We start from the raw sequence: 23,485 nt of genomic DNA on the forward strand, positions 1-23,485 counted from the left end.
CGATACAAACAAGAGTTGCCCTTTTTATTAATAGTATAATTTAACTACTGTAAACACTTCTTACAACATTTGTCTGAGAACGATCGGGTCCTACAGAAAATATCGATAATGGTATTTGAGTTAATTGTGAGATTCGTTCTAAGTAATGACGAGCATTTACTGGTAACTCATGCAAGCTTTTGACATTCGTTATATCTTCTGTCCAACCTGGCATTTCCTCATAAACAGGTTCACATTCTGCCAGTGCAACTAAGCTTGCGGGGAATTCGTTAATAACTTCTCCTCTATAGCGGTAAGCCACACAGATCTTTAACGTCTCGATTCCTGTTAATACATCCAAAGAGTTTAACGATAGATCAGTTATACCACTAACCCTTCTAGCGTGTCTTACCACGACACTGTCAAACCAGCCTACTCTTCTTGGTCTTCCTGTTGTAGTACCATACTCCCGACCAACCTCACGAATTTTATCACCAGTGGCATCATGCAATTCAGTTGGAAACGGACCATCACCAACGCGAGTTGTATAGGCTTTAGATACACCTACTACATGGTTGATTTTTGTTGGACCAACTCCAGACCCAATAGTTACACCACCAGCAATTGGGTTAGAAGAAGTGACAAACGGGTATGTCCCTTGATCAATATCAAGCATTACCCCTTGTGCTCCTTCAAATAAGACTCTACGCCCATCGTCGAGAGCATCATTTAAGACAACAGAAGTATCACAAACATACTTTGCCATTTGCTGGCCATATTCATAATACTCTTCTAATATATCTTCCAACTGTATAGGATTAACTTCATATACTTTTTCAAATAAACGATTCTTTTCTTTCAAATTTTGTTCTAATTTCGTACGGAACACTTCTTTATCTAATAAATCAGCAATACGAATGCCGCTTCTTGCAGCTTTATCCATATAAGCAGGCCCGATACCTTTTTTTGTCGTACCAATCTTATTGGTACCCTTTTCTTCTTCCTGTAAAATATCTAGCCTTAAGTGATATGGTAAGATTACATGTGCACGATTACTTATTCGTAAATTATCGGTGGAAATATTACGTTCATGCAAATAAGCTAATTCTTCCATAAATGCTTTCGGATCAATTACCATTCCATTGCCCAATACACAAATTTTATCATCGAAAAAAATTCCAGATGGGATTAAATGTAATTTGTATGTCACTTCATCAAATTTAATCGTGTGACCTGCATTGTTTCCCCCTTGATAACGGGCAACAACCTCGGCATTTTGCGATAGAAAATCAGTAATTTTACCTTTTCCCTCATCGCCCCACTGTGTTCCAACAACTACTACTGAGGACATAACGCACCTCCATTGATTATTATATGCTTTTAGTATGTAACAAAAATAGTTTATCAATTATTCGAAATGAAGTCAATTTAAAATACGAACAATAAAACTAAAATACTATATTTTGTTCGGATAAGATCAAAAGCACAAGCGTCCTTACAGGCTAAGTTCGCCACGTCCTTGAAAACAACACTTTTTCTACGCACGATGTTTTTTCAGGGAAACATTCCTTGTCCTGTGCTTCGTAGCATCCTATGGGCTGCTGAACATGGCTAATTCTATAATCATTCATATACTACTTTTCAAATTATAATTTCTTTACTTAATAAAAAAGGGCTGTTTCGCACGTATTTTTGCTTTTTCATCTTCATAGTTGATATAAATGCGACGTAACTTTTTCGTGGAATTGCTTTCTCGATATCGAGTGCTGTACAATTGCTTCGGCAGAACACTTCGCTTCCCGTGGGCACGGTCTCAGCCAGGGTACTACTTGAATCCCCTTCTAAGTTCCCTTGCGCCGAGGAAGCATAGTTCGAAGCGTTATTAGAAAACTTGGCATTCGGCATGCCTTTACGCGAATAAAAGTGAGGAGGCTGTGGTGCTGCCCCCGGAAAGGGAGTAATTTTCGGCAGCGGCGGATTAAGCTCTCATCATCGGACGATTGTTAGAAAGTACATTTCAGAATTAACCACGTCGCATTTTATATCTATTCTCTCAAAAGTAACAATCTTTATGAAAACAGCCTAAAAAAACAACCTAAATAGGCTGTTTTTTACTAAACTGGTACTGGTGGCGGTACATCGCTTTCTTGATAACGATGGTCTAAGTCAACGAATTTGTTATATTCCTTAACAAATGCCAACTCGACATTACCAATTGGACCATTACGTTGTTTAGAAATAATAATTTCAATGATGTTTTGTTTTTCAGACTCTTCGTCATAGTAATCATCACGATATAGGAATCCAACAATATCCGCATCCTGCTCAATACTTCCTGATTCACGTAAATCAGACATCATTGGTCGTTTATCCTGACGAGATTCAACTCCACGAGATAGCTGGGATAAGGCAATTAGCGGTACATTTAACTCACGTGCTAAAGCTTTTAATGAACGGGAAATCTCTGAAACTTCCTGTTGTCTATTTTCTTTAGAATTTGTACTACTTCCCTGGATGAGTTGTAAGTAATCTATTAATATCATACCTAAACCATGCTCCTGTTTTAAACGTCGGCATTTAGAACGAATTTCGTTCACCCTTATCCCTGGTGAATCATCAATATAAATTCCGGCATTGGATAAACTACCCATTGCCATTGTTAATTTACTCCAATCATCTGCTTGTAGGTTACCCGTTCGTAAACGTTGGGCGTCAATATTGCCTTCCGCACAAAGCATACGGGATACGAGTTGATCAGCACCCATTTCCAAACTAAATATAGCAACATTTTCATCCGTATTAACTGCTACGCTTTGAGCTACATTCAAGGCAAAAGCAGTTTTACCAACAGATGGGCGAGCTGCGATGATAATTAAATCATTTGCCTGAAATCCAGAAGTAATTTTGTCTAAATCACGGAAACCAGAAGGAACACCTGTTACGTCTGCGCTTTGATGATGTAATTGTTCAATGTTATCGTACACGTCAATTAACACATCTTTAATAGATTTAAATGCTCCTGAATTTTTACGTGCAGAAACCTCTAAAATATTCTTTTCCGCTTCATTTAATACATCTTCAATTTCGTCTTCTTTCATAAAGCCTGAGGTCACTATATCTGTTGCTGTTCGAATTAGTCTACGAAGTAATGCTTTTTCTTCAATAATTTTACTATAGTATCCGATATTGGCTGCAGTTGGAACACTGCCTGCTAGATCAGTTAAATACGAAACACCACCAACCTCGTCCAACATTTTTTCATTAGAAAGGGAGGTAGTGACAGTAACAAGATCTATTGGATCTCCTTTATCAGTAAGCTTCATCATTGTTTCAAATATCCGTTGATGACTTGTCCGATAAAAATCTTCAGGCATTAATAATTCAGATGTAGTTGAAAATGCTTCTGGTTCTAAGAATATAGCACCTAACACAGCTTGTTCAGCTTCGATGTTATGTGGTGGTGTTCGATCGTTAAAAAAATCACTCATGCCTTTTCCCCCTCCCTTTAATGAGGCTAGTATTGGTAAAAGATGCCCTACCGTTAAGATAGGGCCAACTCATATTCTTATTCTTACTTTTCTGAGACATGTACTTTTATCGATCCCTGTACCTCAGGATGTAGTTTCACTGGTACAGTTGTATATCCGAGTACTCGAATCGGTTGATCTAATTCAATTTTACGTTTATCAATCTTGTATCCTTGTTCTTTTTGCAAGGCTTCTGCTATATGCTTGCTTGTTATCGATCCAAACAATCTACCATTTTCTCCCGATTTAGCTTTAAGTTCAACCGTTAACTCCGCTAATGTATCTTTTAAGTTTATTGCTTCGTCCTTCTCTTCTTGCTCGAGTTTTTCATTTTTACGTTTTTTTGCCTGTAGTTCTACCATATTTCCTTGTGTAGCTTCTTTTGCTAAATTATTTTTTAGTAAATAATTACGTGCATAACCATCCGAGACGTTTTTAACGTCCCCTTTTTTGGCTTTTCCTTTAACATCTTTTGTAAAAATCACTTTCATTCGGTTTCTCCCCCTTCATAATATTCATCGAGAATGTCTCTTAACAATATTTCAGCATCATCGATTGTTGTATCTTCAATTTGGGTAGCTGCATTTGTTAAATGACCCCCACCGTTCATTTTTTCCATAATCACTTGAACATTGACATCCCCAAGTGAACGTGCACTTATACCAATTCTACCATCTTTTCGCTCTGAAATGACAAAGGAAGCACTAACTCCACTCATTGTTAAAAGCGTGTCAGCAGTTTGTGCGATTACAACAGGGCCAAATATTTCACCCGAGTCTGCTTTAGCAATAGCTATATTGTCACGATAAATTTGAGTCTTTTCAATTAACTTACTTCTTCTAATATATAAATCCAAGTCTTCTTTCATAAACTGTTGTACAAGTACGGTATCTGCTCCTTTTGATCGTAAATAAGAAGCAGCATCAAAGGTACGGGACCCTGTTCGTAATGTAAAACTTTTCGTGTCTACAATTATACCTGCCAATAACGCCGTTGCTTCAACCATTTTTAGCTTTAAACCTTTTGGTTGGTACTCTAGGAGTTCGGTAACTAATTCAGCAGTAGATGAAGCGTATGGTTCCATATAAACAAGGGTCGGATTCTCAATGAATTCCTCTCCTCGTCGGTGATGATCAATGACAACCTTATATTCTGTTTTCGTTAATAAACGTTCATTTGGTACCATGGATGGTTTATGTGTATCCACAACAACAATAAGGCTTCTGCTAGTCGTAATCGCTTCAGCATCTTCTGGATCAATAAAATGATCCCATATTTCTTCTTTTTGTTTAATTGCTTCCACAAGCCGATAGACACCCGTGTCTACATCCTCTGAATCAAAAACAATATGGCCTTCTACTTCATTTGTTTTAGCTATATTTAAAATACCAATAGCAGCACCAAGTGAATCCATGTCGGGTGACTTGTGCCCCATTATGATGACATTGTCACTTCCTTTAACAAGCTCTATTAATGCATGTGATATAACTCGAGCCCGAACTCGGGTTCGTTTTTCCATAGGATTAGTTTTTCCACCATAGAAACGGACTTTCCCAGAATCATCTTTAATTGCTACTTGATCTCCCCCACGGCCAAGCGCCAGGTCAAGACTTGATTGTGCTAGTTCTCCAAGTGTTGGCAAGTCCATATATCCATGCCCTATGCCAAGACTTAGTGTGACAGGAATATTCTGTTCAGCATTTAATTCCCGTACTTCATCTAAAATATCAAACTTTGTTTTTTCTAATTGTTGCAGAATTTCCTTTGTGCCAACCGCTAGAAAACGATCTTGTGAAGTACGTTTTAAATAAAGCCCTTGCTCATGAGACCAATTATTTAATACAGAGGTTACCTTTGAGTTTAATTGACTCTTAAGCGTATCATCCATGTTCTGTGTTATTTCCTCATAGTTATCTAAAAAGATAATAGCTATTACAGTCTGCTCATTATAATACAATGATTGTATTTCAGATTGTCTCGTACGATCGAATAAATAAAGTAAACGTTCTTCTTTTTTTATACTTGTCTGAAATTCATATCGATCGACTTGAATCCAGATCTCTTCCTTGTTCTCTTTAATCATTGGGATTAGTTCATCGGAAAGGATACTTAAAGGTTCACCAACCAGCGTGTCTTCTTCAGCAAATTTATTCATATATGGATTTGCCCATTCAATTTGATGTTCCTCGTTAAACAAAATGATCCCTATTGGCATTTCGAGTAATGCTTCCTCCCCCACTTTTTTAATTCGATGTGAGAGTGTTGATATATACTCTTCTGTTTTATTTAATAATGTTTTTTCTGATCGCATACTATAATAAAAAGATGCTACTAAAAAAAATGTCATTATTAACCCTAAAACCCATTGATAATACCAAATAACACCAAGCAAAATTATGGATAGTAAATAAATGATCCATAAATGACTGCTAAGTTTTGGTTTGTTTTGTAAATCTGGCATAAAATCAGCTCCTACTGCTTCACTCCACTTATTTTTTACCTTGAGTAATGCGCTCCCTCATGCCAAACCCCATATCGATAATACCGATAAGCCGCACAAGATAAAGCAGGAGAAATGGGAATAGTATGGTCAATATAATACTACCAACCGGTAATAACTTTGACATATTCTTATGGTGAGCATAAAAGAATATAAATGAAAAGCCTTGAATAGTTAATAACATTCCAACTAGCATAAGAATATTGTTTACACCCAAATATAACGTACTACTGGGATCGAGTTCAAAAAATGTAAATATAAGTGCAAAAAAGTAAATCCAGATCAGCGATACCGGAAGCTTTAATGTACGGAATGGTGGAAAATGAAGGTTTTTGTTTTCCAAACGATTAATAATCTTATAACTAAACCATTGGCTGATAAATGCCATTATGATCGCAATAAAAGCAATTCCAACCGGGATTAATTCCGTAATACTCATCATTTGTTCTTCAATTAACTCCAATTGCTCTTCCGTCTGATTGCCTAATCCTAGTTGATTCATAAGATCTTGACTTGTTTGCATCGATTGACTGAGCATTAGGTTAATCTCTTCAATCCAATTCACTTGAAATAGCAATTGGCTGAATACAAATATTAATAATAAACCGCCAACAAACCCTATTGTTCCGCGCGCCCACACTTCATATGCAGATAAACCACTGTGCATCGCACCTCCAAGCATAATACCACCCAAACCCATTAGAATGGTGATTGGCAAGGAAAATATAGTTCCAAATATTGCCGATAAAAAAAGTGTTGCCACAAACATTAATAGAGAAGATTTCCAATCATATCGAAAAGCAAATATAATGAAAGGAATAGGTAATAAAAATGTAGCAACTAATTCAATTAATGGTACAAAAAGCGCTATTAGTAATAACACGATATAAATTGCAGTTAACAGTGCTCCATCTGTTAGTTTTTTGGAAGCATTCATTTATTGTACACCTCGTTAGTTGTTTCATTCGTGATTATACAGAGTATTTATTTATATATCTCATTATAATATGATAACACGATTTTTGCCTAAATTGGTGTAGGAATTAGAGAAACTGTTTATTTCCTGGGTAATAAGTAAATAGAAAAAACGATAAAGATTTTAAAAAGTCATCAATTTTTCAATGTCTAAAAGCGATTTTATTTGTTATGTTTATTATAATGGAATAATAGCCATTATTTCACTATAACGAAGGATGAATAACAATGATTTTTTTAAACGCACTTTTACATAGTATAAAACTTCCGAATAAAAAGGCTATGTTTAAGCTTAACCGTGTCGGAATGGATATAACCGTAATATATATGTTTATCCTTATTGCTCTTGTTTCGATCCCATCATTAATCAATCGTTTAACAGCAACAAGTGGAGCAACTAACGATATGAATATACTTTTTTTACTTATCTACTTTTTCATTTTTTATTATCTCCCATTGGCTATAATGGTATTTATTATGTTATCTGTAATCGCATATATCGGTACTGGTATAGCCAAATTATTACGACGGAAGATCCGATTTTCAATACTCTGGAAAATGAGCGCATTTACAACTACTATTCCATTTTTGCTATACACTGTTACGGCACTTGTATTTACAGTTAATGATGTCTTTTTATGGATATTTTTATTATATACTATTGCTTTTTTAATTAAAATTATAACAGTATACCCTAAACGCAAGGTTCGCCCGCGCGTTAGTAATTAAGTTCTGATTAGTTTTATACAATACTCATCAAGGAGTCTTATGAATGAAGTATATTTTATTCTCTATATTATTATTTTCTATACTATCTTTAACAGCTTGTTCAAATCAAGACTCGCAAGAACCGGTTAATAAAAAAGAATTACTTATTTCTTCTGCAGCAAGTTTATCTAATGTAATGACTGAGCTTGTAGATACATTTGAAGAAAAAAACCCAACAATAACTATCAGCCTTAACTTTGGTGGGTCTGGTAAGTTGGCACAACAAATCCAGCAAGGCGCTCCCGTCGATGTATTTCTATCCGCTGATCAAAAGTGGATGGACATGCTTGATGAGAACCAATTAATTGTATCTGAATCCAGGGTGGAATTCGCAGAAAATGAACTTGTACTAGTTGGTAGTGGGGAAAATGATATAAAAGGCTATTCAGTCCAAGATATTGACTTCAACAGGTTTGATCAAATTGCCATTGGAAACCCTGACAGTGTTCCTGCTGGAAGTTATGCTAAAGAAGTGTTAGATTCTCTTGGGATTTGGGAAAACATTCAAGAGAAACTAATATACGCAAAAGATGTTCAGCAAGTTTTAACATACGTAGAATCACAAAATACGGATATTGGTTTTGTATATGAAAGCGATTTGTATAGTAGTGGGATAAATAAAATAACTACAATTGATCAGGATTGGTATTCCCCTATTGTTTATCCAGCAGCTATTATGGCAACAAGTAATGCATTTACAGAAGCCGAATCGTTCATTTCATTTTTGAAAACGGATCAAGCACAAGCTATATTACAGAATCATGGATTTTATAACTAGGCGGTTTTTCAATGAACTATACACCTTTTTTCTTATCATTAAAAATAGCAGGCATTGCTACCGTTATTGTATTTATATGTGGTATTGTGCTTGCCCGAATTTTATCCAGAAATAAATTTCCAGGAAAACGGATTGTTGAATCTGTACTCATGCTTCCATTAGTTTTACCACCAACGGTTGTAGGGTTTGGTTTACTATACGTATTTGGAAAAAACGGTCCGATTGGTGGATTATTATTAGACTTGTTTAATTTCCAGGTTGTATTTACATGGATTGGTGCAGTTATAGCAGCAATTGTTGTATCTTTTCCATTAATGTACCAAAGTGCTGCCGCTTCCTTTCAGAACTATGATAAAAATATCGAAAATGCTGCTTTAACCATGGGAGCTTCCAAGTGGAGAGTTTTCTGGACGATAACATTTCCATTAGCATGGCCTGGATTGTTGGCGGGCTTAGTATTAACTTTTGCTCGTGCGTTAGGCGAATTCGGAGCTACGTTAATGATTGCAGGCTACATACCAAATCAAACCGAAACAATACCACTTGCTATCTACTTTGCAGTGGAATCTGGAAATATGGAAGTAGCATTATTTTGGGTCATTAGTATTGTAATCGTCGGTTTTAGTGCAATATTGTGGTTGAATTGGTGGAGCGGGCGAAATATATTACGATTTACAAGTGATAATTGATTGGTGGTATGAATAATGCTCTCATTAGATATAACGAAACAGCTAGAATCGTCGTTTTCAATTGATATGAAGTTTGAAGTTGGTGAGGAAATTGTTGTCCTGTTTGGGCCATCTGGTGCTGGGAAAACAACTGTTTTGAATTGTATAGCTGGGCTTAGTCGCCCTGATGATGGATCGATTCAATTGAAAGAGCAAGTTCTCTTTGAAGCAAAACATAAACCAATCCCAATACATAAGCGAAACATTGGCTATTTATTCCAAGACTATGCTTTATTCCCACATATGACGGTTAGAAAGAACATCACTTACGGAATGAAAGATGAGTCGCTCATGAATTCTTTAGTAAAGACAGTTGGAATCGAACACATCCTAGACAGCTATCCTCGCCACATCTCTGGTGGGGAAAAACAACGAGTTGCTTTAGTTCGTGCATTGGCAACTAAGCCCTATCTATTGCTTCTTGATGAACCTTTCTCATCCTTAGATGATCAAACACGAAAAGAATGTCAAGATGAATTATTAAGGCTGCATACGATCTGGAAAATTCCTGTAATTGTGGTCACACATGATTATGAAGAGGCAATAAAACTTGGAAATCGAATTTTGAAGATGGAAAGTGGAAAAATAGTAAATGACTTATAGTTAAATAAGTCTGATTTCGCACGCAATGTTTCTTTTTCACCTTCATAGTTGATACAAATTGCAGCATAACCTCCGCTCTGGAAATACACTACGCGCACCTAGGCCTATCCTCCCACTGAAATCTTCGTGTATTTACGTCGCTGGTATAGCTTTCCCAATAAAATAACATCAATCATTTCGTTTTGTAGAAAACTGCCACTTTTATGGTGGTTGATTGGAGTAAAGGGCAGTCGACTCCTTCTGGGGGAACAGCACGTATCTGAAGACGCCCAAGCGGAGATCAATCCGGCAGTTACTTCACAATTTATACTTATTCTCTCAAAGCAACAATCTTTACGAAAACAGTCTTAAATAAATATCCTATTAAAGAAGCCTTCTTACTAGTATACAATACTACAAGAAGGCTCTTAGTTTTACTCTATTACTCGGATACAAACGGCAATAATGCCATTGTACGAGAGCGTTTAATTGCTTTTGTAAGCTTACGTTGATATTTAGCAGAAGTTCCAGTTACACGACGAGGAAGAATTTTCCCACGTTCTGAAATGAAACGTCTTAGTAGATCAACATCTTTATAGTCAATGTGTGTAATTCCGTTCGCTGTGAAGTAACACACTTTACGACGCTTTGCGCGTCCACGACGAGCTGCCATTAGAAACCCTCCTTTATTTTAGAATGGTAAATCATCATCTGATATATCGATAGGCTCTCCGTTATTCTTAAACGGATCCTCTTCGTTTCGGTTTTGATTCGTTTGGTTTTGGTTCTGGTTCTGGCTTTGACTTTGATTCTGGTTTTGGTTTTGCTGGAATCCTGATGTGTCCCCTCTACCTTGTGAGGAACCTTTTGATTCTAAAAATTGTACACTATCGGCAACAATTTCGGTTACAAAAACAGTTTTTCCATCCTGGCCATCAAATGTACGTGTTTGTACACGTCCATCGACACCTATCATACTACCTTTTTTCATATAGTTAGCCAGATTTTCAGCTGGTCTACGCCAAACAACACAGTTAATAAAGTCAGCTTCACGGTTTCCTTGCTGATTAGAAAAAGGTCGATTAACTGCTATGGTAAAGTTAGCTACAGCCACTCCGTTTGGTGTATAACGTAGATCAGGATCCTTCGTTAACCTGCCGACAAGCACGACACGATTTAACATCAGAACCACCCCTTATTTATTGATCTTCTTCTCGAATTGCAATATGACGAATAATATCATCAGAGAACTTAGCTAAGCGATCAAATTCATTAATTGCTTTTTCATCACTGCTGAAGTTAATGATTACATAATATCCATCACGATAGTCATTGATTTCATATGCAAGACGTTTCTTGCCTTTTTCATCAACTTTTTCAATCTCCGCGCCATTATCAGTTAGAATGTTGTTGAAACGCTCAATTAAAGCTGTTAGCGCTTCCTCTTCTATCTCTGGGCGGACGATATACATGATTTCGTATTTTCTCATCCGTTACACCTCCTTTTGGTCTAAACGGCTCTTTTTCTGGAAAAGAGCAAGGAGTAATCGATAGTAATTACTCACAATAGTGTATTATACCAAATCTTTTCTAAAAAAACAAGCATTCGAGGGATCCTTCTACGTTATACAAACTACCAATTCCTCAACCATAGTTACAGCCGTGAATTTTTTAGCAGATAAAAAAGTATAAAACTTTATTATCTGCATAAGTGCAATTAAGGCTTGGCGACTTGAGCATTTAATGGCTCTTAAACGTTACTAAACATTAAAACGAAAATGAATAACGTCGCCATCTTTTACAAAGTATTCTTTACCTTCTAATCGGACGCGTCCTTTTTCTCGTGCTTGTGCCATTGCACCAGCTTCGACTAAGTCATCATATGATACTGTTTCTGCTCGTATAAACCCTTTTTCAAAATCAGTATGAATGATTCCAGCAGCTTGAGGCGCTTTAATCCCCTTTCGGAATGTCCAGGCACGAACTTCTTGTTCACCAGCTGTGAAATACGTAGCTAAACCTAATAGACTATAGGAAGCTTTAATAAGTTGATCTAAGCCCGACTCAGCGATACCTAAATCATCTAGAAACATTTCTTTCTCTTCTTGCTCAAGCTCTGAAATTTCTTCTTCTATTTTTGCACAAATAACAATTACTTCTGCATTTTCTTTTGCTGCATATTCTTTTACCTTCTGCACGTTTTCATTGGCATCAGGATCAGTAATTTCTTCCTCACTTACATTAGCTACATACAACGTTGGCTTGCTTGTTAATAAGTGAAGCCCTTTTACTACTTTCCACTGTTCATCAGAAAATTCTAATGCTCGTACCGGCTTTTCTTCTTCTAGACCGTCTTTTACTTTAACAAGCATTTCTTGTTCTGCTAAAGCTTCCTTATCCTTTTGTCTCGCAAGTTTTTCAACTCGTTGAATACGTTTATTAACTGTCTCCAAGTCAGCCAAGATAAGCTCTAAATTAATGATTTCAATGTCATCAATTGGATCAATTTTACCGGACACATGCGTTATATTATCATCCTGGAAACAACGCACAACTTGGCAAATCGCATCCACCTGGCGTATGTGAGATAGAAATTGGTTTCCTAACCCTTCACCTTTACTTGCCCCTTTTACAATTCCTGCGATATCCGTAAATTCAAATGCAGTTGGAATTGTTTTCTTCGGTTTTACTAATTCTGTTAATTTATCTAAGCGATCATCTGGCACTTCTACAATTCCTACATTAGGGTCAATCGTAGCGAACGGATAATTCGCTGCTTCTGCACCCGCTTGTGTTATTGCATTAAACAATGTTGATTTTCCAACATTGGGAAGGCCGACAATTCCTGCTGTTAATGCCATGTAACTTTCAACTCCTTAAGGATTCCTACATATGAACGCGTTCGTCATACTAATTATAGATAGTAGATATTAAAATGACAAGCCAGTAAAAAGCAAAAATAGGCATTATTTAAATACCTATTTTTGCTCTTTACCCTATTATATTATCTTTTTCTAACTCTATATACTTCTATTTTACCATTTTTCGTGTAGGATAGTCTATTTTAACTAATTATTCTTCTGCTTTTTCTAGGACTTTTTTTAACTTTTTCGTAAAGTCTTTTCGAGGTATCATTACACTATGATCACAGCCTAAGCATTTTATGCGAACATCCATTCCCATTCGGACGATTTTCCAGCGGTTTTCCCCACATGGATGCTGTTTTTTCATTTGAACGACATCATTTAATCCAAATTCTTTTTCTGCCATTTGGTTTTCTCCTTTTTAATTAATTATCACGTTCTCTCTCCATCTCTAGTAAAGCATCTTTTCCTTCTTTTGAATACATAACGAGACGTGGTGAAGGAATTTCTATTCCTGCTTTATATAATTTATCCTGCATTTCTCTACGGATCATTCGCTCGCCTGCCCATTGATAGCCTGGAAGTGTATCTGCAATGACCCGAATGGCATAATGAGAGGCATCTAAGTTTTGTACACCAATCACTTCAGCGCCCCCTAAGATAAATTCATATTTACCTGGTAATGTACCTGCAACCTGCTCAATCACTTTTTCAGCATCTGCAACGTCACTTTCATATGGAATATTTATATCTACCACAGCAAGTCCATTATGAACAGAGTAATTTGTTACTTGTGTCACATTGCCATTTGGCAATACATGCAATTCGCCTGTCCAACTTAAAATTTTAGTTGTACGAAGTCCGATTTCCTCCACAGTACCTTCTATTCCAGAAGTAGCCACATAATCTCCTACAGAAAACTGATCCTCAAATATGATAAAGAATCCTGAAATGATATCTCTTACTAGGTTCTGAGCTCCAAAACCAATCGCTAGTCCGGCAACTCCTGCTCCAGCTAACAGAGCACCTATTTCAAATCCTAATACATTATCTAAAATCATAATGAAAGCTATGAAATAAACAACATATGCCACTACATTTTTAATTAATTTTTTCAACGTATTTTCCCGACGTGCTGTAATTCGAATTGGTCCACTTTTTCTGTTCTTAAAAAGTCTGTCTGTTAAGTTTCTACTAATTCGAACCAGTGTCAGAGCTATTATTATAATAAATATTATTCTAAAAAAACCTGCACCTAGTAATAGCCATAGATCTGGACCGGTAATGTATTCCCACAATTCTGTTAGTTGATTAGTAATTACATCCAAATTGTATACCTCCAGCTGCTTTTTCCACTCTCCTATATTATAAATAAATTTTACATCAATAGCTTCAGCAATGGAAGAGAAGTACACTAACTGTTTCATCTATCAGGATCTACTTTATTCCAAAATGGATAAAGAACCAATCGAGTTAATACATATAGGTTCAATATCCCATATACTGGGTATATGTAACCTACTAACGTTGAAAACCCTAAAGTTGTTAGTGGTATCATCATGGATAGCATGATAACTACCAATAACCATAATGGGAATTTGGAAATACTTTGTAACCTGGTAACTAAACCCAGTATCCCCGAAGCAGCAGTTGTAAAAATCGCAAACCATAGAAGAATGGACATAAATATAAGCATTTCTAATGGGTAATGCTTTAATATTGCAAATAAAGGGATCTCATATAATAATATTTCCTCTGATATTTGTATAAGGCTATTGTTATAGATATACGATATAACACCTAGTATAAGTCCACTACCGATACATGCAATCCATATTTCATATTTGGAACGGACCTTGTTTCCTATTGCACCTAGCACTGCCACAAGTGGCAATATATTTAATGCTGTGAATGGAAATGCTGCTGTCCAGTTACGTTGCTCCTTCCAATGGGAAAACAAGGCTAATTCTTGATCATATGTAAATAATAGTAGTATATAAATTAACCCACCTAGTAGTAAAGGTAATATAAATTGATTGATAACTAATAAACCACCTATACCCTTTACAAATAAAATTATGAGTGCAACAACTATAATAGATACTCCCCACCAATAGGATAGGTTAAAGGCTTGTCCTGTAGCCCCACTCCCTGCAATCATAACCACTGTTGTTGTAAATAAATATAAAAAAATCATCACATCAAACAAACCAGTTAATTTAACACCTACAATTTCCTGTAGTACCGGCAAATAGTGACTAGAATTTTTATTATAACTAACCGTCATAATAACTGTACATGATACAGAAAACAAGATTACAAATAATAATATAGCTAGTCCACTTTCATGACCAAAAAATTGCCACAGTTCACGACCCGAAGCATAGCCAGCGCCTATTGTTGTACCAATAATTAAAAACATCCATTTAAAACCCGATTGCAGCATTGGATTTCCTCCATCATTTTTTATTAAGTATGTATAGAACCAAAATTTTATCCGTATACTTATACCAATATGTTTATGGAGGCAAAGCTATGAATCTAATGAATCGTTTTACATCAAAAAATGAAAATTTCCGTATGCTACATACCGATCTAGACCTTATAGAAAATATGAGTAATAAACTTATTTCATGGCTTCCAGAATTCCCACGAGAATATATTGTTGTTTGTATTGGCACTGATCGATCAACAGGTGATGCCTTAGGCCCTTTAACAGGCTCTTACCTAGAAGAAAAGAACCCTAAGCATATTACAGTATATGGAACGTTAACAGATCCTGTCCACGCTAAAAATCTAGAACAATATATATCTTTAATAAACAGTCAGCATCGAAACCCTTATATTATAGCGATCGATGCTTGTTTAGGAAAAACTACTTCTGTAGGCCACCTTATTGCGGGAGTAGGACCTTTAGAGCCGGGGTCAGCATTTAATAAGCCTCTCCCACCCATTGGTGATATTCATATAACTGGTGTGGTAAATGTGAGTGGATTCATGGAGTTTTCCGTTTTACAAAACACTCGATTATCGATTGTAGTTGAGATGGCAAAGAAAACCGCTGCAATTCTAGAGGTAATTGATAAACGAATGAATTTTACACACTCTCTTCCAGCTGTAATTCGCCCTCAATCTATCAAACAAACTTCGGTTGAATAATTGTTCCTTTGCGTCCCAAATGATTAGAGGTGTCTTGTGAAATCAGAAAATCCGGCTTACCTACAAACCTAAATGTTGAAAAACCAAGTTGCACTTATGTAGATAAAAAAGTTTTATACTTCTTATCTACTAAAAAATCTACTCCCTTTAATAGGAGTAGATTTAATATTATATTAGGCTATTTTCGCACGCATTGTTGCTTTTTCATCTTCATAGTTTATATAAATTAAGACGTAACTTACCACTCTGGAAATACACTACGCTTTTCGCAGCGAAAATCAACCCAGCAGTTACGTTGTAATTTATATCTATCCTCTCAAAAGCAGCCTTATATTATTAATTGATATATATAATAGATGAAACCAACAGTTATAATAGCTGGCAATAGATTACCAACACGTATTTGAGTGAGTTTTAATAGATTTAAGCCAATTGCTAAGATAAGAAGCCCGCCGACTGCTGTAAGCTCTATAATCAATCCGTTTAAAAAAGTATCTGGTAACCATTTTTCTATTTGTGTTGCTAAAATGGCAATTGCCCCTTGATAAAGAACAACAGGTACTACGGAAAATATCACTCCAAAACCTAATGTTGTAGTTAATACTAGTGCTACAAAGCCATCAATTACACCCTTCGTAATTAATATCTCATGATCTCCTCTTAACCCACTATCGAGCGCACCTAGGACTGACATAGCACCTATAACGAATATTAATGAGGCTGTAATAAATCCTTGCGCAACACTAAAATTTGATTCCTTAGTGGTGAATTTGCTACCGATCCAACCGCCGATTCGATTTAAACCCTCTTCTAATTGAACAAACTCACCTACTATAGCACCTGTTAATAGACTTAATAGAACAACAATGATAATTTCAGTTTCAAATGCCATTTGTAAGCCAATTAATATTACAGCTAATCCGATACCATGCATGACTGTTTCCTTAAACTTATCTGGTATTTTCGTGAAAAATAGTCCAATTAAGCTACCTACTATTATACATATTCCATTTACTAGAGTTCCAAATAAAACCATTGCTGCATCTCCTATGTCTAAATATAATGTCATTTTCACCTTTTTTATAGCTAACTGCCCATACTTTCCCCTAGTAGATCAACTATTTCAGGTAAATATTTGCATGTAGTATTATAATTGTTTCACGTGAAACATTGTATCATACCTATTAAACTTTCTACTACCATACTTAATTCTATTAATTGTTCTTAAAGCTGTTTTCGCAGGAATTGTTACTTTTTCTCTTTATAGTTAATATATTGCGACGTACTGCCAGGTTGATTTCCGCAGGTACGGATTCAACCCTCCAAAGCGGAAAAACATCGCTGTGGCGACTTCAGACACGTGCTGTTCCCGCAGGACAAGGAAGACTACGAAAGCAACACTTCGAACGAAGAAAATGCGTATGCATTTTCGAGGAGTCGACTGACCTCCGCTCCAATCAACTATCATAAAGTGAAATTTATGTAATAAAAATGAAATGAAAGCTGTTGTTTTATTATAGAAACAATAGCAGTGGCGGAAATACACGAAGACTCCTTAAAAATACAGATCAATTTTTTGCGTGCGATGTAATGTTGCCGGAGCTTTCCTTGTCCTGTGGGGTGATAGGCATAGGTGAGACATCAAAGTGCTTCAGCCGCCCTAAGGTGCGCGCAGTGTATTTTCAGAGCGGTAAGTTACGTCGCAATGTATATCTATTGTCTCAAAAGCAACAAACTTTACAAAACAGCCTTTCTTAAAATACTAAATTGTTTCACGTGGAACATTCAGCTTGAAGAAAAGACTGTCATAAAGGATCACCTTTTGACAGTCTGATTACAAAACTACTTTTCTAACACTTCTATTATTCTTTCTAAATCATCGTTTGTATAAAACTCAATTTCAATCTTACCTTTTTTCTTCCCACGTTGAATAGACACCGCAGTGCCAAGTCTATCTCGCAAAATAGATTCTCTCTCTTGTAAGAATATATCTTTTTTAGGCTTTTCCTTTTTCTTTTCGGGTTTAGCATTTAATTGAACAATTATTTGTTCAACTTGACGAACATTCAGCTTTTCCTGTCTAATCTTATTAACAAAAGGAAGTACTTTCCCCTTCTCTTTTATACCCAATAAAGCTCGACCGTGACCCATGGAAAGTTCACCATTATTAATGTAGGCAACCACTTGATCAGGCAAAGATAACAAACGTACTATATTAGCAATGTGTGATCTACTTTTCCCTAAACGTTTGGATAATTCATCCTGAGTAATATTTAATTCATGCATTAAATTTGCGTATGCATGAGCCTCTTCAATTGGTGTTAAGTCTTCTCTTTGAAGATTTTCTAATAGTGCTAGCTCCATCATTTTTTCATCTGAGAGCTTTTTTACAACTACAGGGACCTTTTCTAAACCTGCTTCCTTTGCAGCTCGGAATCTTCTCTCCCCTACAACTATTTCATACCCTTTAATGCTTTTGCGTGCAATTAATGGTTGAATAATACCATACTCAAGAATAGAATCTTTAAGTTCCTCAATTGCATCTGCACGGAAGGTTTTCCTTGGTTGATAAGGATTGGCTCTACACTCACTTATTAGAACTTCTTGAATTTCATCACTTTCTTGTTCCTCTACTTCTGGAAAAAAAGCATTAATTCCTTTACCTAACCCTCTCGCCATTGGTCATCACTTCCTTCGCTAATTCAAGATATACTTCTGCACCTTTTGACTTTGGATCATATGTAATAATAGGTTCTCCATGACTAGGTGCTTCACCTAAACGTACATTTCTTGGTATAACAGATTTATACACTTTATCCTGGAAATACTTTTTGACTTCTTCTATCACCTGAATGCCTAAGTTCGTACGAGCATCCAGCATTGTCAATAATACACCCTCTATCATTAAATCTTTATTCAGGTGTTTTTGTACTAAGCGAATTGTGTTTAATAATTGGCTTAAACCTTCAAGTGCATAATACTCACATTGTACAGGAATTAGTACAGTGTCTGCCGACGTAAGAGCATTAATGGTTAACAATCCTAATGAAGGAGGACAATCTATAATAATATAATCATATTTTTCTTTGAGACTCTCTAGTGATTTTTTAAGGCGAATTTCCCGTGAAATAGTTGGTACTAATTCTATTTCAGCACCTGATAATTGGATAGTTGCTGGTATTATGTCTAAATTTTCTACTTCTGTAGGTACACAAACTTCCTCTGCCGGAAGGTCTTCTACCAATACATTATAGATGCAACTACTCATATCAGCTTTATTAATTCCAACTCCGCTAGTTGCATTACCCTGTGGGTCGATGTCTACAACCAATACTTTGTTATTCAAATGGGCAAGGCTTGCGCTTAAATTTACCGAAGATGTTGTTTTTCCTACGCCACCCTTTTGATTTGCAATGGCTATTATTTTTCCCATGCTTTCACCTACCTCTCAGAGTGCTTTTGTTATCACCTTCTATAGTGACCTGATTCTATCATTTTGTGATTAAAAACTAAAAATAGCATGTGAAAACTCATATACCATTTATTTTATCACTTTTTTGACAAAAAGATCTATAAAAAGTGCCTATTGTTATAAAAAAGTAATGATCTGTGCAATATATGCTGAATTTTTGGGAAAAATATTGTTTTGAAAGTACATGACCATAAAATACTAGATTGATTATAAAGAAGGAATCTACTTTAATAGGGTATTTGTGCTAAAATGCCCATCTTATATATGAAAGATGGGCATTTTACTTCGTTAGTAATATTAAAGTATTATTTCTTCTTCGGTATTTTAATTGTGAATTGGTAGTAATCGTCTAAATCTTCTTCAGCAGTTTCAACATCGATACCAGTATCTGAAACCATTGACAAGGATTGTCTAATCGTATTCATTGCTATCCTGATATCTTTGTTTACTCCTTTTAATTTAGGACGTTTTTTCTTTTTATCTTCCTTTGGATCCTCTAACTTCGAAATAAGGTCCTCTGTTTGTTTCACATTTAAATCGTTTTCAATTATTTCATTTAATACTTTCAACTGCTTTTCAGCATCCTTAATTCGTATCATTGCTCTTGCATGTCTTTCCGTAATTGATTTATCAAGAATAGCATGCTGAACACTTTCTGGAAGCTTCAACAAACGGAGCTTATTTGCAATAGTTGATTGGTTCTTTCCTAAACGTTGTGCTAACGCTTCCTGTGTTAAGGAGTGAAGGGTCAGTAATTGTGCATATGCTGTTGCTTCTTCTATGACGGATAATTCTTCTCTTTGAAGGTTTTCTATTAGCGCAACAGATGCAGTCTCCGTATCTGTCATCCCACGGACAATAGCTGATATTTTTTCCCAGCCTAATAATTGAGCAGCTCTCCATCTTCGTTCACCAGCGATTAGTTCATAGGAGTCATCTTCTAATTTCCGAACAACAATAGGTTGAATCATTCCATGTGTATGTATCGTTTGGGCTAGTTCTTTTATTTTGTCCTCATTAAATAAAGATCTTGGCTGGTATCGGTTAGGTTCTATTATTTCAACAGGAATTTGCATTACCTCGTCCGGATGATAAGTTTCCTCATCTGACACAGAATCCCCTTTTTCACCTTTTCCAAATATACGGTTTAATGGACGTACCATCGTAAACACCACCTTAATTTCGCCTCATAATACTGATAAAAGTTGTTACAAGAGTTGAAAAGATAAGAAATTTAAAATTGTTTCACGTGAAACAATCTATTAATCTATGTACAAAGTAACCCTTAAGGATTATATAGGTACGTGTTGCATAAAACGTTTCTGATCTTATTTTACCATATATTCCATTATAAAAGTATCTATAAGTCATATATTTAGACGAACTCATATTATAGCATTTAATACGAGTATACAAAAATGTAAGCATTAGAAAAAGCAGCTATTCCTATTTAATACAATAGCTAACATTTTCTAACACTCACCTATTAAACAGCTATAAACTTATTGGACTCTTATTTGGAGTGCCAGCTTTTCTCGGATATTTCCTTGGTGTTTTTCTTCTTTTATCAATCTGTACTATAGTTCTTTCACTATTTTCTTCAGGCAAAGAAAATGTATGAACTGTCCGAAGTTCTCCACCTAAGATTTCTATTGCAGGTTTAGCATCTTGTAATTCCTCATCTGTTTGTGATCCCTTCATCGCAATAAAAACACCATTCTTTTTAACTAATGGTAAACATAGTTCAGATAGAACAGACATTCGTGCAACTGCTCTTGCTGTAACAACATCATAAGATTCCCTAAAGTCATGATTATTTCCAAAATTCTCCGCTCTATCGTGATAAAATGCTACACCTTGCAGATCTAACTTTGATGCTAAATGATTAAGAAAACCAATACGCTTTTGTAGAGAGTCCACGATCGTTACACGTAGATCTGGATAACATATCTTTAATGGGATGCTGGGGAAACCTGCCCCAGCACCTACATCACAAATAGTTAACTCCTCAGAAAAATCATAATAAAAAGCAGCAGATATACAATCATAAAAATGCTTTAAATACACATCTTCTTCAGATGTAATAGCTGTTAAATTGATTTTTTCATTCCACTCTACTAGCGTATTGAAATAAATTGCAAACTGATCAATTTGTTTTTCATTAAGTTCGATACCTTTATCCTTCAGTTCACTTATAAACTGTTCTTGGTTCATAGATAGGTGTTCTCCTTGTTATTAATTAGCGACTCTTGCGATCTTACCTTGCTCAATATATACAAGTAGAATAGAAACATCTGCTGGATTAACACCAGATATTCGGGATGCTTGACCTACTGAAAGTGGTAGGACTTTCTTCAATTTTTCTCTAGCTTCATTAGCAATTCCACTTATATCATTATAATCAATATTTACTGGAATTTTCTTATCTTCCATTTTAAGCATTCTTTCTACTTGTTCGTTCGCCTTTTTAATATAACCCTCATACTTTATTTGTATTTCGACTTGTTCTCTTACATCTCTTGCTAATTCATTGTTTGGTTCTATTACTTTTTCAAGTAGGTCGTACGAAATTTCAGGACGTTTTAAAAGATCATAAGCTTTAACAGCTTCTTTTAAAGGAGTTGCTTTTGCTTCATCCATCATTTCTTGTACATGGTCTTCTGGTTTAATAACAATTTTCGCTAAACGTTTTTTCTCTTCTTCTATGAAACGTTTTTTCTCAACAAATTTATTGTAACGTTCATCGGAAATTAACCCAAGCTTGTACCCTGTTTCTGTTAAACGCAGATCCGCATTATCATGGCGCAATAGTAAGCGGTACTCCGCACGTGAAGTTAATAATCGATAAGGTTCATTTGTTCCTTTTGTTACCAAATCATCAATTAGAACACCAATATATGCTTGTGAACGATCTAAAATAAGTGGATCTTTTCCAAGCACTTTTGCAGCAGCATTAATTCCAGCCATAATTCCTTGTGCTCCCGCTTCTTCATAACCAGACGTTCCATTAATTTGTCCTGCTGTAAATAATCCAGGGATATTTTTCAATTCTAATGTTGGCCATAATTGAGTCGGTACTACTGCATCATATTCAATTGCATAACCCGCACGCATAATTTCAGCATTTTCTAAACCTGGTACTGTTTTAATCATTTCGTGCTGGATATATTCAGGAAGTGAAGTGGATAGACCTTGCACATAAACTTCCTCTGTGTCACGTCCTTCAGGCTCCAAGAAAACTTGGTGACGTGGTTTATCGTTAAATCGGACAATCTTATCTTCAATTGATGGACAGTAACGAGGGCCAGTACCTCGCTTCATTCCAGAATACATAGCAGATAGTGCTAAGTTATCGTCAATAATTTTGTGCGTAAATTCATTGGTATAGGTTAACCAACAAGGAATTTGATCTGTAATATATTCTGTTGTTTCATACGAAAATGCCTGTGGCTTATCATCACCTGGTTGAATTTCCGTTTTTGAATAATCAATCGTATGACTATTTACGCGCGGTGGTGTACCTGTTTTAAATCTAGTTATTTCTACACCAAGATCTTCTAGGTGTTCGGAAAGTTTTACAGATACGCGCTGATTATTTGGACCGCTCTCATATTCCAAATCTCCCATCAGCACTTTACCACGCATAAATGTACCAGTCGTTACGATGACAGATTCAGCATGGTATGCGGCCTTGGATTCTGTGATAACCCCTTTACATACGCCATCTTCCACGATTAATTCATTAACCATACCTTGTCTTAGCGTTAGGTTCTCTTCGTTTTCGATAATGTTTTTCATTTCTTTAATATACATAGGTTTATCTGCTTGAGCACGTAATGCTTGTACTGCAGGTCCTTTTCCTGTATTTAACATGCGCATTTGGATGTGTGTTTTGTCGATTACTTTCGCCATTACACCACCAAGTGCATCAATTTCACGAACAACGATACCTTTTGCAGGCCCTCCAAGTGACGGATTACACGGCATAAAGGCAATCATATCTAAATTCAACGTCAGCATCAATGTTTTGGCGCCCATTCTTGATGCAGCAATTCCAGCTTCAACACCAGCATGGCCAGCGCCAATAACAATTACATCATAATGTCCTGCATCATATACCATCATTTTTCATCCTTTCTATTTATATTATTCA

At 35.9% G+C, this 23,485-nt stretch carries 23 protein-coding genes; 5 read left to right on the top strand and 18 right to left on the bottom strand.

Translation table 11 applies throughout. From position 1 onward, the window contains the following. Positions 1-40: 40 nt before the first annotated feature. The 5 genes from ACFQ3N_RS18105 to ACFQ3N_RS18125 form a co-directional block, all read right to left on the bottom strand. The gene (locus ACFQ3N_RS18105; RefSeq protein ID WP_390364233.1) at positions 41-1,330 is read right to left on the bottom strand and encodes an adenylosuccinate synthase; all 1,290 of its coding nucleotides are present in this window, start codon (positions 1,328-1,330) and stop codon (positions 41-43) included. A 763-nt stretch (positions 1,331-2,093) separates the two neighbouring features. Further along, entirely contained in the window at positions 2,094-3,467 is a 1,374-nt protein-coding gene (dnaB, locus tag ACFQ3N_RS18110; protein WP_390364236.1) for a replicative DNA helicase, read from the bottom strand. A gap of 83 nt (positions 3,468-3,550) precedes the next feature. Continuing rightward, positions 3,551-3,997 carry a 50S ribosomal protein L9 gene (gene rplI, locus ACFQ3N_RS18115; protein WP_390364238.1) on the bottom strand — a complete coding sequence of 149 codons (447 nt, stop codon included), beginning with the start codon at positions 3,995-3,997 and terminating at the stop codon, positions 3,551-3,553. Beyond that, on the bottom strand, positions 3,994-5,967 hold the full coding sequence (locus ACFQ3N_RS18120) for a DHH family phosphoesterase (protein WP_390364240.1): 1,974 nt from the start codon (positions 5,965-5,967) through the stop codon (positions 3,994-3,996). Before ACFQ3N_RS18120 ends, rplI begins: the two co-directional genes overlap by 4 nt. 28 nt (positions 5,968-5,995) lie before the next feature. Beyond that, positions 5,996-6,943, bottom strand: a complete 948-nt coding sequence (locus ACFQ3N_RS18125) for a YybS family protein (RefSeq protein WP_390364242.1) — start codon at positions 6,941-6,943, stop codon at positions 5,996-5,998. Between the two features lie 266 nt (positions 6,944-7,209). On the opposite strand from ACFQ3N_RS18125, the gene ACFQ3N_RS18130 reads away from it, so the two are divergent. Genes ACFQ3N_RS18130 through ACFQ3N_RS18145 form a run of 4 tightly spaced genes read left to right on the top strand, consistent with a single transcriptional unit; the run spans position 7,210 to position 9,858 of the window. After that, on the top strand, positions 7,210-7,710 hold the full coding sequence (locus tag ACFQ3N_RS18130) for a hypothetical protein (RefSeq protein ID WP_390364244.1): 501 nt from the start codon (positions 7,210-7,212) through the stop codon (positions 7,708-7,710). Between the two features lie 43 nt (positions 7,711-7,753). Next, positions 7,754-8,527 (top strand): molybdate ABC transporter substrate-binding protein, encoded by a 774-nt coding sequence (gene modA / locus ACFQ3N_RS18135; protein WP_390364246.1) that lies wholly within the window; start codon positions 7,754-7,756, stop codon positions 8,525-8,527. 11 nt (positions 8,528-8,538) lie between these two features. After that, positions 8,539-9,216, top strand: a complete 678-nt coding sequence (gene modB, locus ACFQ3N_RS18140) for a molybdate ABC transporter permease subunit (protein ID WP_390364248.1) — start codon at positions 8,539-8,541, stop codon at positions 9,214-9,216. Between the two features lie 15 nt (positions 9,217-9,231). Continuing rightward, positions 9,232-9,858, top strand: coding sequence for an ATP-binding cassette domain-containing protein (locus tag ACFQ3N_RS18145; RefSeq protein ID WP_390364250.1), 627 nt, complete (start codon positions 9,232-9,234; stop codon positions 9,856-9,858). A gap of 421 nt (positions 9,859-10,279) precedes the next feature. On the opposite strand, the gene rpsR is transcribed toward ACFQ3N_RS18145, so the two are convergent. The 7 genes from rpsR to ACFQ3N_RS18180 form a co-directional block, all read right to left on the bottom strand. Continuing rightward, entirely contained in the window at positions 10,280-10,510 is a 231-nt protein-coding gene (rpsR, locus tag ACFQ3N_RS18150) for a 30S ribosomal protein S18 (RefSeq protein WP_390364252.1), read from the bottom strand. 18 nt (positions 10,511-10,528) lie between these two features. Next, positions 10,529-11,020, bottom strand: a complete 492-nt coding sequence (ssb, locus tag ACFQ3N_RS18155) for a single-stranded DNA-binding protein (RefSeq protein WP_390364254.1) — start codon at positions 11,018-11,020, stop codon at positions 10,529-10,531. Between the two features lie 16 nt (positions 11,021-11,036). Then, positions 11,037-11,327 carry a 30S ribosomal protein S6 gene (gene rpsF / locus ACFQ3N_RS18160; RefSeq protein ID WP_390364256.1) on the bottom strand — a complete coding sequence of 97 codons (291 nt, stop codon included), beginning with the start codon at positions 11,325-11,327 and terminating at the stop codon, positions 11,037-11,039. Between the two features lie 270 nt (positions 11,328-11,597). Then, on the bottom strand, positions 11,598-12,698 hold the full coding sequence (gene ychF, locus ACFQ3N_RS18165) for a redox-regulated ATPase YchF (protein ID WP_390364258.1): 1,101 nt from the start codon (positions 12,696-12,698) through the stop codon (positions 11,598-11,600). 211 nt (positions 12,699-12,909) lie between these two features. After that, complete coding sequence (locus tag ACFQ3N_RS18170; protein ID WP_390364260.1) at positions 12,910-13,107, bottom strand: DUF951 domain-containing protein; 198 nt, start codon at positions 13,105-13,107, stop codon at positions 12,910-12,912. Positions 13,108-13,126: 19 nt separating this feature from the next. Further along, entirely contained in the window at positions 13,127-14,128 is a 1,002-nt protein-coding gene (locus tag ACFQ3N_RS18175; RefSeq protein ID WP_390364261.1) for a mechanosensitive ion channel family protein, read from the bottom strand. Further along, on the bottom strand, positions 14,125-15,147 hold the full coding sequence (locus tag ACFQ3N_RS18180) for a YkvI family membrane protein (RefSeq protein WP_390364263.1): 1,023 nt from the start codon (positions 15,145-15,147) through the stop codon (positions 14,125-14,127). The genes ACFQ3N_RS18175 and ACFQ3N_RS18180 overlap by 4 nt, the downstream gene beginning before the upstream one ends. 89 nt (positions 15,148-15,236) lie before the next feature. Here ACFQ3N_RS18180 and yyaC point away from each other — a divergent pair, with 89 nt between their 5' ends. Beyond that, complete coding sequence (gene yyaC, locus ACFQ3N_RS18185) at positions 15,237-15,860, top strand: spore protease YyaC (protein ID WP_390364265.1); 624 nt, start codon at positions 15,237-15,239, stop codon at positions 15,858-15,860. Positions 15,861-16,188: 328 nt separating this feature from the next. Here yyaC and ACFQ3N_RS18190 read toward each other — a convergent pair whose 3' ends face one another. From ACFQ3N_RS18190 to mnmG, 6 genes are all read right to left on the bottom strand, one after another. After that, entirely contained in the window at positions 16,189-16,896 is a 708-nt protein-coding gene (locus ACFQ3N_RS18190) for a DUF554 domain-containing protein (protein WP_390364316.1), read from the bottom strand. An 806-nt stretch (positions 16,897-17,702) separates the two neighbouring features. Further along, positions 17,703-18,539 carry a ParB/RepB/Spo0J family partition protein gene (locus ACFQ3N_RS18195; RefSeq protein ID WP_390364267.1) on the bottom strand — a complete coding sequence of 279 codons (837 nt, stop codon included), beginning with the start codon at positions 18,537-18,539 and terminating at the stop codon, positions 17,703-17,705. After that, a complete protein-coding gene (locus tag ACFQ3N_RS18200) occupies positions 18,520-19,293 on the bottom strand; it encodes a ParA family protein (RefSeq protein ID WP_390364269.1) in 774 nt (257 codons plus the stop codon). The genes ACFQ3N_RS18195 and ACFQ3N_RS18200 overlap by 20 nt, the downstream gene beginning before the upstream one ends. A 344-nt stretch (positions 19,294-19,637) precedes the next feature. Next, positions 19,638-20,495 (bottom strand): nucleoid occlusion protein, encoded by an 858-nt coding sequence (gene noc / locus ACFQ3N_RS18205; RefSeq protein WP_390364271.1) that lies wholly within the window; start codon positions 20,493-20,495, stop codon positions 19,638-19,640. A gap of 331 nt (positions 20,496-20,826) precedes the next feature. Then, on the bottom strand, positions 20,827-21,546 hold the full coding sequence (rsmG, locus tag ACFQ3N_RS18210) for a 16S rRNA (guanine(527)-N(7))-methyltransferase RsmG (RefSeq protein WP_390364273.1): 720 nt from the start codon (positions 21,544-21,546) through the stop codon (positions 20,827-20,829). Positions 21,547-21,567: 21 nt separating this feature from the next. Next, positions 21,568-23,454: a tRNA uridine-5-carboxymethylaminomethyl(34) synthesis enzyme MnmG gene (mnmG, locus tag ACFQ3N_RS18215; protein WP_390364275.1), complete on the bottom strand. Its 1,887-nt coding sequence runs from the start codon at positions 23,452-23,454 to the stop codon at positions 21,568-21,570. Positions 23,455-23,485: the final 31 nt, after the last annotated feature.

This window comes from Virgibacillus byunsanensis, assembly GCF_042675965.1.
Classification (GTDB): Bacteria; Bacillota; Bacilli; order Bacillales; family Amphibacillaceae; genus Virgibacillus_R; species Virgibacillus_R byunsanensis.

What these genes read in the sequence shown, in the direction of transcription:
- ACFQ3N_RS18170 (WP_390364260.1), bottom strand. Translation starts at nt 13,107, where the DNA reads ATGGCAGAAAAAGAATTTGGATTAAATGATGTCGTTCAAATGAAAAAA.
- ACFQ3N_RS18125 (WP_390364242.1), bottom strand. Translation starts at nt 6,943, where the DNA reads ATGAATGCTTCCAAAAAACTAACAGATGGAGCACTGTTAACTGCAATT.
- dnaB (WP_390364236.1), bottom strand. Translation starts at nt 3,467, where the DNA reads ATGAGTGATTTTTTTAACGATCGAACACCACCACATAACATCGAAGCT.
- rplI (WP_390364238.1), bottom strand. Translation starts at nt 3,997, where the DNA reads ATGAAAGTGATTTTTACAAAAGATGTTAAAGGAAAAGCCAAAAAAGGG.
- mnmG (WP_390364275.1), bottom strand. Translation starts at nt 23,454, where the DNA reads ATGGTATATGATGCAGGACATTATGATGTAATTGTTATTGGCGCTGGC.
- ACFQ3N_RS18195 (WP_390364267.1), bottom strand. Translation starts at nt 18,539, where the DNA reads ATGGCGAGAGGGTTAGGTAAAGGAATTAATGCTTTTTTTCCAGAAGTA.
- ACFQ3N_RS18105 (WP_390364233.1), bottom strand. Translation starts at nt 1,330, where the DNA reads ATGTCCTCAGTAGTAGTTGTTGGAACACAGTGGGGCGATGAGGGAAAA.
- ssb (WP_390364254.1), bottom strand. Translation starts at nt 11,020, where the DNA reads ATGTTAAATCGTGTCGTGCTTGTCGGCAGGTTAACGAAGGATCCTGAT.
- yyaC (WP_390364265.1), top strand. Translation starts at nt 15,237, where the DNA reads ATGAATCTAATGAATCGTTTTACATCAAAAAATGAAAATTTCCGTATG.
- modA (WP_390364246.1), top strand. Translation starts at nt 7,754, where the DNA reads ATGAAGTATATTTTATTCTCTATATTATTATTTTCTATACTATCTTTA.
- ACFQ3N_RS18130 (WP_390364244.1), top strand. Translation starts at nt 7,210, where the DNA reads ATGATTTTTTTAAACGCACTTTTACATAGTATAAAACTTCCGAATAAA.
- rpsR (WP_390364252.1), bottom strand. Translation starts at nt 10,510, where the DNA reads ATGGCAGCTCGTCGTGGACGCGCAAAGCGTCGTAAAGTGTGTTACTTC.
- noc (WP_390364271.1), bottom strand. Translation starts at nt 20,495, where the DNA reads ATGGTACGTCCATTAAACCGTATATTTGGAAAAGGTGAAAAAGGGGAT.
- rsmG (WP_390364273.1), bottom strand. Translation starts at nt 21,546, where the DNA reads ATGAACCAAGAACAGTTTATAAGTGAACTGAAGGATAAAGGTATCGAA.
- ychF (WP_390364258.1), bottom strand. Translation starts at nt 12,698, where the DNA reads ATGGCATTAACAGCAGGAATTGTCGGCCTTCCCAATGTTGGAAAATCA.
- modB (WP_390364248.1), top strand. Translation starts at nt 8,539, where the DNA reads ATGAACTATACACCTTTTTTCTTATCATTAAAAATAGCAGGCATTGCT.
- ACFQ3N_RS18145 (WP_390364250.1), top strand. Translation starts at nt 9,232, where the DNA reads ATGCTCTCATTAGATATAACGAAACAGCTAGAATCGTCGTTTTCAATT.
- rpsF (WP_390364256.1), bottom strand. Translation starts at nt 11,327, where the DNA reads ATGAGAAAATACGAAATCATGTATATCGTCCGCCCAGAGATAGAAGAG.
- ACFQ3N_RS18180 (WP_390364263.1), bottom strand. Translation starts at nt 15,147, where the DNA reads ATGCTGCAATCGGGTTTTAAATGGATGTTTTTAATTATTGGTACAACA.
- ACFQ3N_RS18190 (WP_390364316.1), bottom strand. Translation starts at nt 16,896, where the DNA reads ATGGTTTTATTTGGAACTCTAGTAAATGGAATATGTATAATAGTAGGT.
- ACFQ3N_RS18200 (WP_390364269.1), bottom strand. Translation starts at nt 19,293, where the DNA reads ATGGGAAAAATAATAGCCATTGCAAATCAAAAGGGTGGCGTAGGAAAA.
- ACFQ3N_RS18175 (WP_390364261.1), bottom strand. Translation starts at nt 14,128, where the DNA reads ATGAAACAGTTAGTGTACTTCTCTTCCATTGCTGAAGCTATTGATGTA.
- ACFQ3N_RS18120 (WP_390364240.1), bottom strand. Translation starts at nt 5,967, where the DNA reads ATGCCAGATTTACAAAACAAACCAAAACTTAGCAGTCATTTATGGATC.